The following is a 14,634-nucleotide window of genomic DNA, read 5'->3' as shown; positions in this document are numbered from 1 at the left end:
TTCAATGAAAATAGCCATTTACGGTCAATATTATCAAAATAGTACAGAACCTATCATAAAAGACATCTTCGTATTTTTTAATAAAAGAAATATCGAAATTGTAATCGAAGCTAATTTTTTAGCATTAATTCAAGAAAAAAAATTATCGAAAAGGAATACAAAACCTTTTCCTCACATACCGAACTAGACGCTAGTTTTTCGATGCTACTAAGCATTGGGGGCGACGGAACCATTTTAAGAGCAGCTACACTGGTTCGAGATTCTGGAATCCCAATTTTAGGAATCAATGCAGGTAGATTAGGTTTTTTAGCAACAGTTCAAAAAGAAAATATTGACGAATTTCTGCAACTGGTTATTGACGAAAAATACAGTCTGTCTAAAAGAACGCTTTTAAGCTTGACTTCTTCACCAGAAAATGAGGCATTAAAGGACATCAATTTTGCGATGAACGAAGTTTCAGTGAGCCGTAAGGACACTACATCGATGATTACGATTGAAACCTACTTAAATGGCGAAATTTTAAATTCATATTGGGCTGATGGCTTAATTATCTCTACTCCTACTGGTTCAACGGGTTACTCGTTAAGTTGTGGCGGACCTATTTTAACTCCTGATGTAAAAAGCTTAGTAATTACACCTATTGCTCCACACAACCTTAATGCTCGCCCATTAGTAATCCCAGACGAAACAGAAATTACTTTAAAAGTATCTGGTCGTGAAGAAAACTATTTAGTTTCATTAGACTCCCGAATCACTTCCGTTAAAAACGAAACCATATTAACCGTTAAAAAGACACCGTTCCAAATTAATATGGTAGAAATTCCAAATGAAACTTTCTTAAAAACATTACGAAGTAAATTGCTTTGGGGAGAAGATAAAAGAAATTAAATTTTTATTATTCCCAACACCACACAATACAATAGAAGTTTTCCGTTTTAATGGAAAGATTCTCATTAGAATAAATCAACTATTTTTTTAAAAAAAGTACATTTATTTTAATGCGCATTGTTTGGTATTGATAATTATTATATTTGCAAGCAATTTTCGATGAAAATGAAAAAAAATTTAAGCATACTAGTTTGTTTATTTCTTAGTATCTATTCACAAGCTCAGATTCATGAAATAGGTGTTTTTTTAGGAGGAAGCAACTATATAGGCGACGTAGGAAACACAACCTATATTGCTCCAAATGAGCCTGCTTTTGGAATAGTATACAAATGGAATCGAAGTCCTAGACATGCTTGGAGAATTTCCTATACTCAATCTACAATAAGTGCTGACGACTTTAATTCAGAAGAACCAAGCAGAAGACTGAGAGGATATCATTTTGAAAATAGCATAAAAGAACTATCTTTAGGCCTTGAATTCAATTTTTTTGATTTTAATCTTCATACATTAGCCCACAAATTTACACCGTATGTGGCTTCGGGAATAAATTTTTTCGCGTATGACGATTTATATGTCGAATTAGGAGAAACAATAAAAAACAGAGGAAAAAACGCCATCGCAATACCTATGATTCTGGGAATAAAAACAAATATCTCAAGAAGCTTGGTACTGGGAGCAGAAGTAGGAGCACGCTACACCTATACAGATAATCTGGACGGAAGTAATCCTAAAGACACCAATTTGAGTGTTTTGCGTTTTGGAAATTTAAATAATAATGATTGGTATGTCTTCTCAGGGATAACTGTTACTTATACCTTTGGAGAAAAACCTTGCTATTGTGCAGAATAAAAAAATGAGTGTATTAGATACCATAAATAAAGAAAATCTACCCAAACACCTTGCTATTATTATGGATGGCAATGGCCGTTGGGCAAAAAAACAAGGATTATTAAGAACCATCGGTCATGAAAGTGGTACTAAATCGGTACGTATAACTATCGAAAATTGCGCAAAATTAGGAATTGAAAACCTAACCTTATATGCTTTTTCTACTGAAAACTGGAACCGCCCTAAACTTGAGGTAGAAACCTTGATGAAGCTGCTAATTAAATCGCTACAAAAAGAATTAATTACGTTGCAAAACAACAACATCAAACTGAATGCCATAGGAAATATCGAAATGATGCCTAAAACAGCTCAAAAAGAACTCCTAGAGGTAATGGAAAAAACCAAAAACAACACTCGAATGACCTTAACACTTGCCCTAAGTTATGGTTCTAGAGAAGAGATAGTAAATGCTGTAAAAAGGATTTCTGATAAAGTTAAAAATAATATAATTTCAATAGACGCTATTGACGATTCAATTATAAATCAGCATCTTTACACGCAAAATTTACCTGATGTAGATTTATTAATCAGAACAAGTGGAGAACACAGGATAAGCAATTTCCTCCTCTGGCAAATTGCTTATGCTGAATTGTTTTTTTCTGAAGTTATGTGGCCTGATTTCAGAGAAGAGCACCTATATGAGGCGCTTATTAGTTATCAAAAAAGAGAACGTAGATTTGGAAAAACAAGTGAACAAATTAAATAATTTTTTAGTGTTGAATAAAAGTATAAAAGCATTACTTACCCTTGTATTACTGGGTAGTTTCTCACAAATTAAGGCACAAGACAGAGTACCATTTGATCAGGGAAAAAGATATATTTTAGCTAAGGTTGAACTAACTAACAAACTTAGTTTTAACAACCAAACAGTTGTAACATTTGCTGGCTTACAAAAAGGTCAAGAAATCACTGTACCTGGGGAGGAAATTAGTGCAGCGATTAAAAAACTTGGTAAACTAGGGCTTTTTGATGAAATTGCTTTTTATGTAAACCGAATAGACAATGACAGTATCTATCTTGACTTAGACATTAAAGAGCTTCCTAAACTAAATGATGTAAAATTTGTAGGAGTAAAAAAAGGAAAAGTTGAAACTTTTATCAAAGATAATGGTCTTACAAAAGGAAAAGTAGTCAACGAAAACCTTATAACTACGACAAAGAACTACATTGAAAACAAGTATAAAAAAGACGGTTTTTTCAATACAAAAACCAATATTAATATTGTAAAAGATACTTCTGCCACTAACCAAGTTAACATGGTTGTTAGTGTAGACAAAGGAGATAAAATAAAAATTAGCAGCATCGATTTTGTAAATAACAGTAAGATTACTGATAAAAAATTACGTAAAGCGATGAAAAACACCAAACAAAGAAATCCTATACGTGTTTTAAAAGCTTCCAAATTCATTAAAGACAAATACAAAGAAGATTTAGAAAAAGTAATTGAAGCCTACAAAGAAAAAGGTTATAGAGATGCCCGCATTGTTTCGGATACTGTTGCATACAATAAAGAAAAAAATGCCCTTGCAATAAAAATCAATGTTGAAGAAGGAAACAAGTATTATTTTGGTACAATTAAATTCTTAGGTAACTCGGTATATCCTGATCAATTTTTAAATCGATATGTTGGGATCAAAAAAGGAGAAACCTACAACGGAGTATTACTTGAAAAGAGAATAGCTGATAAATCGAAACCAGACGGTGAGGATATTACCAATTTATACCAAAACAATGGATACCTTTTCTCAAATATCAATGCGGTAGAGGTAAAAACGGCTAATGACACCATCGATTTTGAAATTAGAATTACAGAAGGTCCTATTGCATATTTCAATCACATTACTGTAGTAGGAAATGACAAAACGAACGACCGTGTTATCTATCGTGAACTACGAACAAAACCAGGTGAAAAATACAATAAGGAAGAACTTATTAGAACCGTACGAGAAATTGGTCAATTAGGCTATTTTGACCCAGAAGCGATTGATCCTAAATTCAAGAATGTAGATGGAGCAGCTGGAACTGTTGATATTGAATACAATCTGGTAGAAAAAGGATCTAGCCAGATCGAACTTCAGGGAGGTTACGGAGGAGGAGGTTTCATTGGAACCTTAGGACTTTCATTTAATAACTTCTCGGCAAGAAATATTGGAAACAAATCTGCTTACAAACCACTTCCTATGGGAGACGGTCAAAAAGTAGCCTTGCGTTTACAAGGAAGTACCTATTTCCAAACCTATAGTTTATCGTTCTCGGAACCTTGGTTTGGACAAAAGAAACCGGTACAATTTAGCTCTTCTATTTCCTACAGTAAACAATTTGCAAATAACTTTACAACATTCACAGTAGACAAGAGCCGAAGTTTTAATATTTTCACAGTATCGGTAGGTTTAGCCAAAAGATTAACTGTACCTGATGATTTCTTTGTATTATCTCAATCAATCAGTTACCAAAGCTATGACTTGAATAATTACAATGTTGGATTATTCACTTTCGGAGATGGATCTTCAAAAAACATAGCCTACACAGTAGGACTATCCAGAAGCAATAAAGGGGTAAATCCTATTTTCCCAACATATGGTTCTGAATTTAGTATATCAGCAAAATTTACCCCTCCATATTCATTATTTAATGGAATTGATTATGGTGATTTGAAGAATCAAGATGCATACAAATTAAAATACGATTCAAATTCAGGAATAACAGTTGATGAAAGCAATGGAGTTCCAATTTCGGGAGTTGATTACTTAAAAAGAACGGAATCTGGGATTTATATAAAAGCAAATTCAGTATCGGATGCTTCTGCTGATCAGTCTAAAGTAGACCAAAAAAAATACGATTGGTTAGAATATTACAAAATTAAATTCAAAGCAGACTGGTATACAAAAGTTTATGGTAAATTTGTATTAAGAACACTAACTGAATTTGGATTCTTAGGTGCTTATAACCAAGACCGAGGATTAGTACCTTTTGAAAGATTTTTTGTTGGAGGAGATGGTATGGCTAACTACTCAATGGATGGTAGAGAAACCGTACAATTAAGAGGGTATCCAAACAACTCCTTAACACCTGTTGAAAATGGGACACAAGCTGGAGCAACGGTATACAATAAATTCTCTATGGAATTACGTTATCCCATAACATTGAAAGCTGCGGCCTCTATTTATGCCTTAGCATTTTTAGAAGCAGGAAATTCTTTTTCAAATTTCAAAAGTTATAATCCTTTTGATATTAAGCGTTCAGCAGGATTTGGTTTAAGAGTATTCATGCCTGCATTTGGATTATTAGGAATCGATTTTGGACATGGATTTGATGGCGTACCAGGATCTAATACTCCAAATGGTTGGGAAACCCATTTCATAATTGGACAACAATTCTAATACAATTGATTGTTGATTTTCTAAAACTTTAAATTATGAGAAAACATTTTTTATTTCTATTACTTGTACAAATTACCTTCAATAGTATTTGTGCACAAACCAACCGAGGTAATCGAGTGGGTTTTATTGATATGGAGTATATCTTGGAAAATGTAAATAGTTATAAAGAATCAAATGCTCTACTGGAAGAGAAAGCCGAAAAATGGAAACAAGAAATTGAAGCAAAGAAAGTAGAAATCAAAAAAATCAAAGATGCGCTTTCTGCAGAAAAACCGCTTTTAACAAAATCATTAATTGAAGAACGTGAAACAGAAATTAGTTTTTTAGAAAATGATTTATTAGAATTGCAACAAAAAAGATTTGGTCCAAATGGCTTGTTAATGACCCAAAAGGCTTTATTAGTAAAACCTATTCAAGACCAAGTTTTTACAGCAGTTCAAGACATTGCAGAAGCTAAAAAATTTGATTTCATATTTGATAAATCATCCGATTTAAGCTTGCTTTTTGCAGATAAAAGATATGATGTAAGTGAACAAGTATTGCGAATTATCAACCGAACAGAAAAAAGAGAGCAATTAAGTAAAAAAGAATTAGCTGCAGAACAGGAAAAAGAAAGTAAAGAAGATGCAATAAACAATAATCCTGAACTTGCTGAAAGACAAAAAATATTAGACGAGAGAAAGGCTACGAGAGAAAAAATCATGGCCGACAGAAAAGCAGCCGTAGAACAAAAGAAAAAAGAGTACGAAGAGAGAAGACAGAAACACCTAGACGAAAGAGCTGCTAAAAAAAATGGCACGGTTTCTGAATCAGCTAAAAATGAGACTCAAAAAGTTGCAACATCTGACTCTCCAACTGAAGCTGAATTAGCCAAACAAAAAGCTGCCGATGCTAAAGCAAAAGCAATTGAAGAAAGAAACAAAACAATAGAAGATCGAAAAAAAGCCTTAGAAGAAAGAAGACAACAAATTATAAACGAAAGAGAAGCTAAAAAAACAACTACTGTTTCTGAAACAGCTAAGAAAGCCGAAAGTACTAACAGCGCTAAAACGGAGGTATTAAAAACAAACGATACCAATAAAACAACAGAAGCCGATTTAGCAAAACAAAAAATAGAAGAGGCAAAAGCTAAAACTATTGAAGAAAGAAAAAAATTATTGAAGATCGCAAAAAAGAATTAGAAGAAAGAAGATTAAAAATTATTCAACAAAGAGACTCTATCAAAAAAGCTAGAGAAGGAAATTTAAAAACTATAAATTAATTACTTAATATTTTAAAACCAATGAAACAAGTTAAATCTTTATTAATTGCTGCTGTATTATTTTTAGGAGCAAACCAAACCATCAATGCACAAGCAAAGGTAGCCCATGTAGATGTAAGTGAGATCATGTCAAAAATGCCAGCTATGCTAGATGCTCAAAATCAACTTGAGAAATTAAGCACTACATATGACGCAGATTACAAAAAAATGGTAGAAGAATACCAAGCTAAATTAAAAAAATACGAAGCTGAATCAACTACAGTAACTGAAGCTGTTAATACAGAGCGTGGTAAAGAAGTACAAGATATGCAAAAAAGAATTGTAGACTTTAGAGATAACGCTCAAAAAGAATTACAACAAAAAGAATCTGACATCGTAAAACCATTAATGGAAAAAGTGAGAGCTGCAATCCAAAAAGTAGGTAAAGCAAAAGGTTTCCAATACATTTTAGATGGTTCTTCTCTTTTATTAGCTGATGGTCCAAACATTACTGCTGATGTTAAAAAAGACTTAGGATTCTAAGAGTTACAACTCATAAAACTTAAAACAAACCGCTCTTCTTTGTACACAGAATTGAGCGGTTTTTTTATACCATATTTTTTAGGAAAATTAATTCCTAGCTATTAAATTTGTTTTAATGGATAACAAGCAACCCATAGGCGTTTTTGACTCAGGCATTGGAGGCACTTCAATTTGGAAAGAGATTCACAATCTTTTACCTACCGAAAAAACCATCTATTTAGCCGATAGTAAAAATGCTCCCTACGGCGAAAAATCTAAAGAGGAAATCATTCGATTAAGCATGAAAAACACCGATTTTCTGCTTGATATGAATTGCAAGTTGATTGTGGTGGCATGCAACACCGCAACCACTAATGCCATTAGGGAATTAAGAGCAAAATACAATGTGCCTTTTATAGGAATTGAACCTGCAATTAAACCGGCAGCAATCAATTCAAAAACACAGGTAATAGGCATATTAGCTACTAAAGGCACTTTAAATAGCGAATTATTCAACAAAACCACCGAAATGTTCTATGAAACCAAAATCATTGAACAAATAGGCTATGGATTAGTTGAACTCATTGAAAATGGACAAATCGATTCGCCTGAAATGGATCAGTTACTTCACTCCTACCTTGAACCAATGATTGAAGCCAACATTGATTTTCTTGTACTAGGCTGTAGTCATTATCCCTATCTCATCCCTCAAATAAGAAAAATTATCCCCAATCATATTCAAATAATTGATTCCGGTTTGGCCGTGGCAAGACAAACACAAAATGTATTAAAAGAAATCGGTTTTAATCCTGGTAATGACCACGAGCCCATTTTTTACACCAATACCAATCCTAAAGTTTTAGAAAAAATTTTAGGAGGTAAATATGTTGTACAAGAAAAAGATTTTTAAACTATTGATTTTTTATTTTACATATCGACATAACAAAGTTATTCCGGAAGAACCAATACTAGAAATCGAACAAAAATCAGACTCATACTAGTATCCTAAATAAAAATTGAATAGCGAGAACTGAAAGAAGCCAACAGCAAAAAGCGTATTGTTTATTTTTATTACCAATAAAACCTAAAACTTAGAAAGAATACAAACTACAATTCTAATTAAATACCATCATTTGGTGTTCTACTATTACTGCTTCCTTATTACCTTTTGATCAAAATTTTACCAGTATTAATACAGAATTTATGCTCAATGATCAAGTACATTCTATTATTTTACGATAATTATTTCTGTTTTGTACCTAATTTTATTTTGAAAAAGAGATACACGCTCTATCTAACAATAGCTATAACCATTGTTACGATTTTAATACGTATTAAATTTTCCATTTGGTCCTAAATTTCATAACATACGCCATCAAAGAACATTTGATAATAACAGAAACGAAATTATAATTTGAATAAAATCCTATTAAAAAAGCTGACATATTTTTTCAAAATGAATAAACATAAAGTTTATTATTCCTTGAACCAGCTGGAATATTTCAAATAATTATTAGCAATTCGTTCAATCTCTCCTGCAAAACCGGATTGATTTAAGTCTTTTACTTTTTTGGCTGGTACTCCTGCCCAGATAGACCCCGAAGTAATTACAGTATTTTGAGTAACAACTGCTCCAGCTGCAATAATAGAATTACTTTCTACAATACAATTATCCATAACGATAGCACCCATTCCTATCAAAACATTGTCGTGAACCACACAGCCGTGTACAATGGCATTGTGCCCAATAGAAACATTATTTCCTATAATGGTTGGGTATTTTTGATACGTACAATGAATCACAGCACCGTCCTGAATATTAACTTTGTTACCAATTTTGATATAATTGACATCGCCTCTAATTACAGCGTTAAACCAAACACTACAAGAGTTTCCAAAACTAACATCGCCAACAATAGTAGCATTTTCGGCTACATAACAATCCTCAGGAATACTAGGTGATTTTCCATTAACCGATTTTATTACCATTTCTAAATGTAAATTATTTTAGTTGATTGCAGGACAGTGACATTCGTATTTCTCACGTTTGCAAAACAAATTAAGTCCTAATGTAATTTGGTGAAAACCTCCTGTGCCAAATTTCACATCTCCCCCTAAATGAGAATAAGTATAAGCGAACATAAAATTATTGTAATTCACACCTAAAATTGGCGAAATAGACTGGTATCTTTGTCTTGATGTACCATTTCCGTTATTAAATTCGGCTTCGTCAAAACTGGTTCTATAAGAAAGTCCGCCCCATACAGTACCAAAATCCATAGCTTTATAAGCTTTCAAATTAAGATCGACTGCCTTTTCGGTAGTTTGACTGGTATATTGAAACAATACCGAAGGCTCCCATAAAATTCGATCTCTGTCTCCAAAAATATAACCCGTACTCAAGATAAACTTTCTCAAATTATCACTTTCATATCCTGAATAGATTTTACGTCGGGTTTCAATAGCATTTTTAATGGTTCCATGAACATAAAAATCCAAATAGTTGTAAGACATTCCTATATCGACATTAAAATAAGACGATTTTTGAACAATTGTCCCATCTACAATTGGATCAAAATCTCCTGATTGCAGAAAAGAAGTTTCATCTAACTGACTCTGAATCAAACCTCCGCTAATACCAAAAGACAGCTGATTCAAATCAATTTCATCTCTGGAAAACATCAAATGATAGGCATACGTCAACTTCACTCCTTTTTGTGAATGATAACCATTTTTATCATTAAAAAGAATAATACCTCCACCGGCTTTCTCTCCTATTCTGCCATTATAACTTAGCGTTTGCAGCGAAGGTGCATCTTCCTGATCGAACCATTGTTTACGGGCAGTCAGTCTTAATTTAGCACAATTAGAAGCTCCGGCCATCGACGGATGAAGCAGATAGTAATTATCCGAAAGATAATCTGAATATACCGGAATTCCTTCTTGAGAATAAGAATACAAACCAATAAAAAAACAGATTAAAAAATAGTTGAATTTAGTATTCATGTAATAGATGATGTTAATCAGGATGCTCGATAAAACAACCTAAATTTTGTCCAAAAACTAAAGTTAAGTTAATTTATTCATTAATAATTCAAATATAGTTAATCATAGAAAATAACTTTAGTAAATTTGTGAAAATTTACAAACATCATGACAAAAATAACCGTTAAAGAAACACAAAACCCTACGATATTAAAGTTTGAATTTGAGGATTTTATCACCAGAAACGAAAGTTTTGAGTTTAAAAACATAGATGAAGCCAAATCTTCTCCTCTTGCTCAACAATTATTTTACTTACCATTTGTGAAAACTGTTTACATTTCGGGCAATTTTATTGCTATTGAAAGATTTAGCATTGTAGAATGGGACGACGTTAAAGAAGCTGTTGCTGAGCAAATTGAAAACTTTGTAAACAATGGCGGCGTTATCATCAACCTTGATGAGAACAAACCTAAAAAACAACCCATTACGGTTTACGGAGAAACTACTCCTAATCCTTCGGCTTTGAAGTTTGTTGTGAGCCGAATGCTGACTAAAAATGCTATTGAATTCAAAAATATCGATCAAACAGCTTCTTCGCCTTTGGCAAAAGAATTATTCAAATTCCCTTATGTAAAAGAAATTTTCATTGACGAAAATTACATTTCGATTACAAAATACGAATTGAACAGCTGGGACGAAATCACACTGGAACTGAGAACATTTATCAAACAATACATTGAGAATGGCGGAATTGTTCTTGACGACAGCGTGGTAATCAATGCCGAAAAACAAGAACAAATTAAAACCGAAGAATTTGACAAACTGGATGTTACTTCGCAACAAATTATCAATATCTTAGAAGAATATGTAAAACCGGCCGTTGCTGCCGATGGTGGAAATATTGCTTTTGAATCTTTTGATGAGGAAAGCAAAATTGTAAAAGTGATTCTGCAAGGTGCTTGTAGTGGTTGTCCATCTTCTACTTTTACCCTAAAATCAGGAATCGAAAACATGTTAAAAAGCATGCTTAACGATGAAAAAATTCAGGTGGAAGCGATTAATGCTTAAAACAAACTCAACTTATAAAGACAAAAAAAGCGTTTCGATTGAAACGCTTTTTTTGTCTTTATGATTCTTAAATGTAAACACAACATTTAGTTTTACTATTTCTTCGAAGTTGTCATCATAAAATCTTTCAGATAATAAGGCTCAAAATAAGCTACATCTGCAAAGTCTTCATTTAAGTATTTTTCATAGCTAAAAGCGCTCATTTCCTTTGCAGAAGGATAGACTACATCTTCTAAAAACACAAAATTAGATTTGGTTAAAACCGTTTTGCATTTTGCTGCACAATCACCTACAAAACATAAGGTTTCATCAAATTCCCGAAAAGAATCTTCAGTAATTATCTCAGCCTGAATTGCTCTTTTAGACTCTAAACCGGCTGAAAAAACAGCACTATACACTTCCATTCTTCGAGCATCCAGCATGGGAACAATTAAACCACTAGCAACGCTTGCCTGAGCTGCTAAAGCCTGTAAAGTATCCACAGCAATCAACGGAATTCCTAGCGCAAAACACAATCCTTTTGCTGCCGAAACTCCTATTCGAAGTCCTGTATAAGAACCTGGTCCTTGACTAACGGCAATAGCAGCTAAGTCTTTATAACTAATTCCGGCTTCTTTTACACAATCTTCAATAAATACATGCAAACGCTCGGCATGAGAATACCCTTCTTCGGCAATTTCATTGCAAACAATTGTTTTTCCTTCTTTAGCAATTGAAACCGAACATTGTTTAGTTGCTGTTTCTATGTTAAGTATATAGTTCAATGGTATTTGTTTTATTTGACAAAATTCAGAAAAAAATCAAAAAAAGCGGTGATAATCTTGAAATTTATTTCTCCGATTCTTTGGATTTGAGTTTTACCATATCACCAGAATTCAACTCTTTACTCACTGTTGTATAAGGCCCAGTAATCACTACATCTCCATTTTTAACACCACTTAAAACCTCAATATTAGTATCATCTTGAATACCTGTTTTTATAATTTTAATTTTAGCTTTGTCGCCTACTTTTAAGAAAACACATTCTAATTTTTTCTCATTTTTAGGAACTACATTTTTATCTTCTTTCGGATCGGGTATTTTTTTATCCGAGATAGAAACTGCTGTCGTATCTGATTTAACTACAACTGCACTAATAGGCACAGCCAAAACATTTCTTTTTGTTTTTGTAATAATATCAACTGTGGCTGTCATTCCTGGTCTAAATGGAGAATAGGTTGCTGGTTTACCCACTAATAAATCCTGATAAGATTCTTTTACTATTCGAACCTTTACTTTAAAATTAGTTACTTGATCAGCTGTTAAGGTAGAACTAGCCGAATTAGAAATACTGGTTACTACTCCTTTGAATTTCTTCTTCAAATAAGCATCTACTTCTACATCAGCCAAGTCACCTTCTTTAATTTTGACAATATCATTTTCGTTGACATCTACTTCCACTTCCATATTGTTCAAATTGGCTACACGCATCAATTCGGTTCCAGCCATTTGCTGTGTACCCAATACTCTCTCGCCCAACTCAACATTTAATACCGAAATAGTACCATCGGCAGGAGCATAAATAGAGGTTCTTCCCAAATTATCTTTTGCTTCATTAACCGAAGCAGAAGCACTCTGAACACTATAATAAGCAGATTGACGTCGTCGCTTTAGCTACCTCAAACGAAGCAACCGATTTATCCCAATCTGATTTGGAAATTATACCTTTTTCAAACAAAACCTTATTTCGTTCATAACTTGATTTTGTTTCTTTGAACTGTGCTTCACTTTGGGTTAAGCCTGCTTTTGACCCCGATAATCCTGCCACTGTTCTATTCAAGCTTGACAAATACAAATCAGGATTGATTTTTACTAGCAAGTCGCCTTTTTTAACAACCTGACCTTCTTTGACTGGCAAAGCAATAATTTCTCCTGAAACCATCGAAGCTATCTTAACTTCAATTTCAGGTTGGATTTTTCCAGTCGCCGAAACCGTTTCCACAATAGTCATTGGAACTATTTTGGCTATTTCAATTTCTTTTGCATCCGTTTTATTACCTAGAATCCCTTTTTTACCTAAGTAAAGCAACACTCCTATTACAACAACAAAAACAGCAATTAGGATATAAATATTCTTTTTTGACATAAGGTTTTAATTTTTTATGATAGGAATTCCAAAATAGAATTCCAATATTTTTGTTTTAAAAATATAATCGTATTTGGTTCTCAATACTTCTGATTGTGCTGTAGAAAGTAAGGTTTGCGACTGACTCAATTCGAACGCATTCATTAAACCAACTTCAAATTTATCTTTCGAATAATTGTAAGATTGTGTTCTAGCATCCAAAGCTTCAATTGCCGATTCATAAGCTTTCAAAGCTCCTCTAGCATCGGTAAAAGCCGTATATACGTTGCGTTGTAAATCCAATTCCTGTTGTTCTAAAGCAATTTTTGATTTCTCAAAATTCACTTTGGAACGTTCTACATTATTTCGCACAGCAAAACCACTAAAAATGGGAATATTCAATTGAGCACCAAAGGACTGTCCTTTATTATCACTAAACTGATCAAAAAACTTAGGTGGCGCTTGCGTTCCAATAACCGCACCAGTAGTAGGATCTCTTAAAGCAACATCGGCATAAGAAACACGACTATTAAAATTATAAAAGCCTCTCAAAGTAGGCTGGTAAGCACCTTTAGCAATCAGAACATTTTTTTGTGCAATTTCTAGATTAGTCTGCGCAATTTTTAATTCCACGCGTTCTAGTTTTGCTTTCTCATAGATAGATGTTGGTGTTTGCCCCAATATATTTTGATCCATTTGAAAAGTACTGGCGTCATCTACATCAAAGTTTTCAAAACTGTCTAATTGTAACAACTGAGCAAGACTTAATTTAGCAATCAACAAAGCATTTTCGGCAGCAATTACTTTTTGATTATCCGAAGCTATGGTCGCTTTAACATCCAACAAATCACCTTTAGGCAAATTACCCGCATTGACTAATTCTTCCGTTCTATTCAATTGTTTTTTATCGATAACCAATTGCTCATTTTGAACTTTTAAATTTTCCTTATTAAATAAAACTTGTAAAAATGCATTAGCCACATTCAAAGCGATATCTTCTTTCATTTTTTGCAGCTGATATTTAGAAGCCAAAACCGAAAGTGTAGTTCTTCTTAAGGTGTTCAAATTTTGTAAACCTTTATAAATATCAATCCCAATATTAGCTCCAGCTGAAGTAAATTGAGTTGTTTGATTTTTTAAAAGTCCAGTAGTAATATCTTGATTCAAACCAATATTCCAAGAATGAGAAGCTGAGGCCGAAATGGAAGGCAAAAAATTACCAAAAGCGTCTTTTTTATCAATTACTGCATTTTGAGTATCCAACTCCGATTGACGAATGGATATATTATGATCAAGAGCATATTTTACGCACTCTTCTAATGACCATTTTTTTATTTGTCCGTTGGAGTAAAAACTAAGAAAAAACAAAAGTAGCAAACTACCATATTTGGCTAGATTCATATCAATCGAATAAATGAAGTAAAGTTACTACACAAAAATAGCTTTTTTATAGTTAGAAATCTCACATAGTAACAAACATTTATATCTTAAAAAAAGTATATGCATAATTTAACATTTACATTTTCAAATATAAAAATTCAATGCTTTTCCTAAATTTA

General features: G+C 32.9%; 11 protein-coding genes and 2 pseudogenes. 8 read left to right on the top strand and 5 right to left on the bottom strand.

The genetic code is table 11. From position 1 onward, the window contains the following. Positions 1–4: 4 nt before the first annotated feature. From P5P90_RS11570 to murI, 7 genes and pseudogenes are all read left to right on the top strand, one after another. Positions 5–888: pseudogene (locus P5P90_RS11570) on the top strand (NAD kinase). A 165-nt stretch (positions 889–1,053) separates the two neighbouring features. Continuing rightward, positions 1,054–1,737, top strand: a complete 684-nt coding sequence (porG, locus tag P5P90_RS11565; protein WP_278034832.1) for a type IX secretion system protein PorG — start codon at positions 1,054–1,056, stop codon at positions 1,735–1,737. A gap of 4 nt (positions 1,738–1,741) precedes the next feature. Next, positions 1,742–2,482: an isoprenyl transferase gene (locus tag P5P90_RS11560; protein WP_278034831.1), complete on the top strand. Its 741-nt coding sequence runs from the start codon at positions 1,742–1,744 to the stop codon at positions 2,480–2,482. Then, positions 2,415–5,156, top strand: coding sequence for an outer membrane protein assembly factor BamA (gene bamA, locus P5P90_RS11555; RefSeq protein ID WP_278034830.1), 2,742 nt, complete (start codon positions 2,415–2,417; stop codon positions 5,154–5,156). The genes P5P90_RS11560 and bamA overlap by 68 nt, the downstream gene beginning before the upstream one ends. A gap of 35 nt (positions 5,157–5,191) precedes the next feature. Further along, a complete protein-coding gene (locus tag P5P90_RS11550) occupies positions 5,192–6,337 on the top strand; it encodes an OmpH/Skp family outer membrane protein (protein ID WP_278034829.1) in 1,146 nt (381 codons plus the stop codon). 101 nt (positions 6,338–6,438) lie between these two features. After that, positions 6,439–6,939: an OmpH/Skp family outer membrane protein gene (locus P5P90_RS11545; RefSeq protein ID WP_278034828.1), complete on the top strand. Its 501-nt coding sequence runs from the start codon at positions 6,439–6,441 to the stop codon at positions 6,937–6,939. 115 nt (positions 6,940–7,054) lie between these two features. Next, positions 7,055–7,828, top strand: a complete 774-nt coding sequence (gene murI, locus P5P90_RS11540) for a glutamate racemase (RefSeq protein WP_278034827.1) — start codon at positions 7,055–7,057, stop codon at positions 7,826–7,828. A gap of 566 nt (positions 7,829–8,394) precedes the next feature. Here murI and P5P90_RS11535 read toward each other — a convergent pair. Then, positions 8,395–8,907, bottom strand: a complete 513-nt coding sequence (locus tag P5P90_RS11535) for a gamma carbonic anhydrase family protein (protein WP_278034826.1) — start codon at positions 8,905–8,907, stop codon at positions 8,395–8,397. 18 nt (positions 8,908–8,925) lie between these two features. Then, positions 8,926–9,924 (bottom strand): PorP/SprF family type IX secretion system membrane protein, encoded by a 999-nt coding sequence (locus P5P90_RS11530; protein WP_278034825.1) that lies wholly within the window; start codon positions 9,922–9,924, stop codon positions 8,926–8,928. A gap of 147 nt (positions 9,925–10,071) precedes the next feature. Here P5P90_RS11530 and P5P90_RS11525 point away from each other — a divergent pair, with 147 nt between their 5' ends. Continuing rightward, the gene (locus tag P5P90_RS11525; RefSeq protein WP_278034824.1) at positions 10,072–10,971 is read left to right on the top strand and encodes a NifU family protein; all 900 of its coding nucleotides are present in this window, start codon (positions 10,072–10,074) and stop codon (positions 10,969–10,971) included. A gap of 95 nt (positions 10,972–11,066) precedes the next feature. On the opposite strand, the gene tsaB is transcribed toward P5P90_RS11525, so the two are convergent. The 3 genes and pseudogenes from tsaB to P5P90_RS11510 all read right to left on the bottom strand — a co-directional run bounded on the left by tsaB (position 11,067) and on the right by P5P90_RS11510 (position 14,476). Next, positions 11,067–11,735 (bottom strand): tRNA (adenosine(37)-N6)-threonylcarbamoyltransferase complex dimerization subunit type 1 TsaB, encoded by a 669-nt coding sequence (tsaB, locus tag P5P90_RS11520; RefSeq protein ID WP_278034823.1) that lies wholly within the window; start codon positions 11,733–11,735, stop codon positions 11,067–11,069. A gap of 64 nt (positions 11,736–11,799) precedes the next feature. After that, positions 11,800–13,096, bottom strand: a pseudogene (locus P5P90_RS11515) (efflux RND transporter periplasmic adaptor subunit). A 6-nt stretch (positions 13,097–13,102) separates the two neighbouring features. Then, entirely contained in the window at positions 13,103–14,476 is a 1,374-nt protein-coding gene (locus tag P5P90_RS11510) for a TolC family protein (RefSeq protein WP_278034822.1), read from the bottom strand. Positions 14,477–14,634 lie beyond the last annotated feature (158 nt).

Origin of the sequence: Flavobacterium nitratireducens, assembly GCF_029625335.1 — a bacterium.
Classification (GTDB): domain Bacteria; phylum Bacteroidota; class Bacteroidia; order Flavobacteriales; family Flavobacteriaceae; genus Flavobacterium; species Flavobacterium nitratireducens.
This window is presented reverse-complemented; position numbering and strand designations above follow the sequence as displayed.

What these genes read in the sequence shown, in the direction of transcription:
- porG (WP_278034832.1), top strand. Translation starts at nt 1,054, where the DNA reads ATGAAAAAAAATTTAAGCATACTAGTTTGTTTATTTCTTAGTATCTAT.
- P5P90_RS11560 (WP_278034831.1), top strand. Translation starts at nt 1,742, where the DNA reads ATGAGTGTATTAGATACCATAAATAAAGAAAATCTACCCAAACACCTT.
- bamA (WP_278034830.1), top strand. Translation starts at nt 2,415, where the DNA reads ATGAGGCGCTTATTAGTTATCAAAAAAGAGAACGTAGATTTGGAAAAA.
- P5P90_RS11550 (WP_278034829.1), top strand. Translation starts at nt 5,192, where the DNA reads ATGAGAAAACATTTTTTATTTCTATTACTTGTACAAATTACCTTCAAT.
- P5P90_RS11545 (WP_278034828.1), top strand. Translation starts at nt 6,439, where the DNA reads ATGAAACAAGTTAAATCTTTATTAATTGCTGCTGTATTATTTTTAGGA.
- murI (WP_278034827.1), top strand. Translation starts at nt 7,055, where the DNA reads ATGGATAACAAGCAACCCATAGGCGTTTTTGACTCAGGCATTGGAGGC.
- P5P90_RS11535 (WP_278034826.1), bottom strand. Translation starts at nt 8,907, where the DNA reads ATGGTAATAAAATCGGTTAATGGAAAATCACCTAGTATTCCTGAGGAT.
- P5P90_RS11530 (WP_278034825.1), bottom strand. Translation starts at nt 9,924, where the DNA reads ATGAATACTAAATTCAACTATTTTTTAATCTGTTTTTTTATTGGTTTG.
- P5P90_RS11525 (WP_278034824.1), top strand. Translation starts at nt 10,072, where the DNA reads ATGACAAAAATAACCGTTAAAGAAACACAAAACCCTACGATATTAAAG.
- P5P90_RS11510 (WP_278034822.1), bottom strand. Translation starts at nt 14,476, where the DNA reads ATGAATCTAGCCAAATATGGTAGTTTGCTACTTTTGTTTTTTCTTAGT.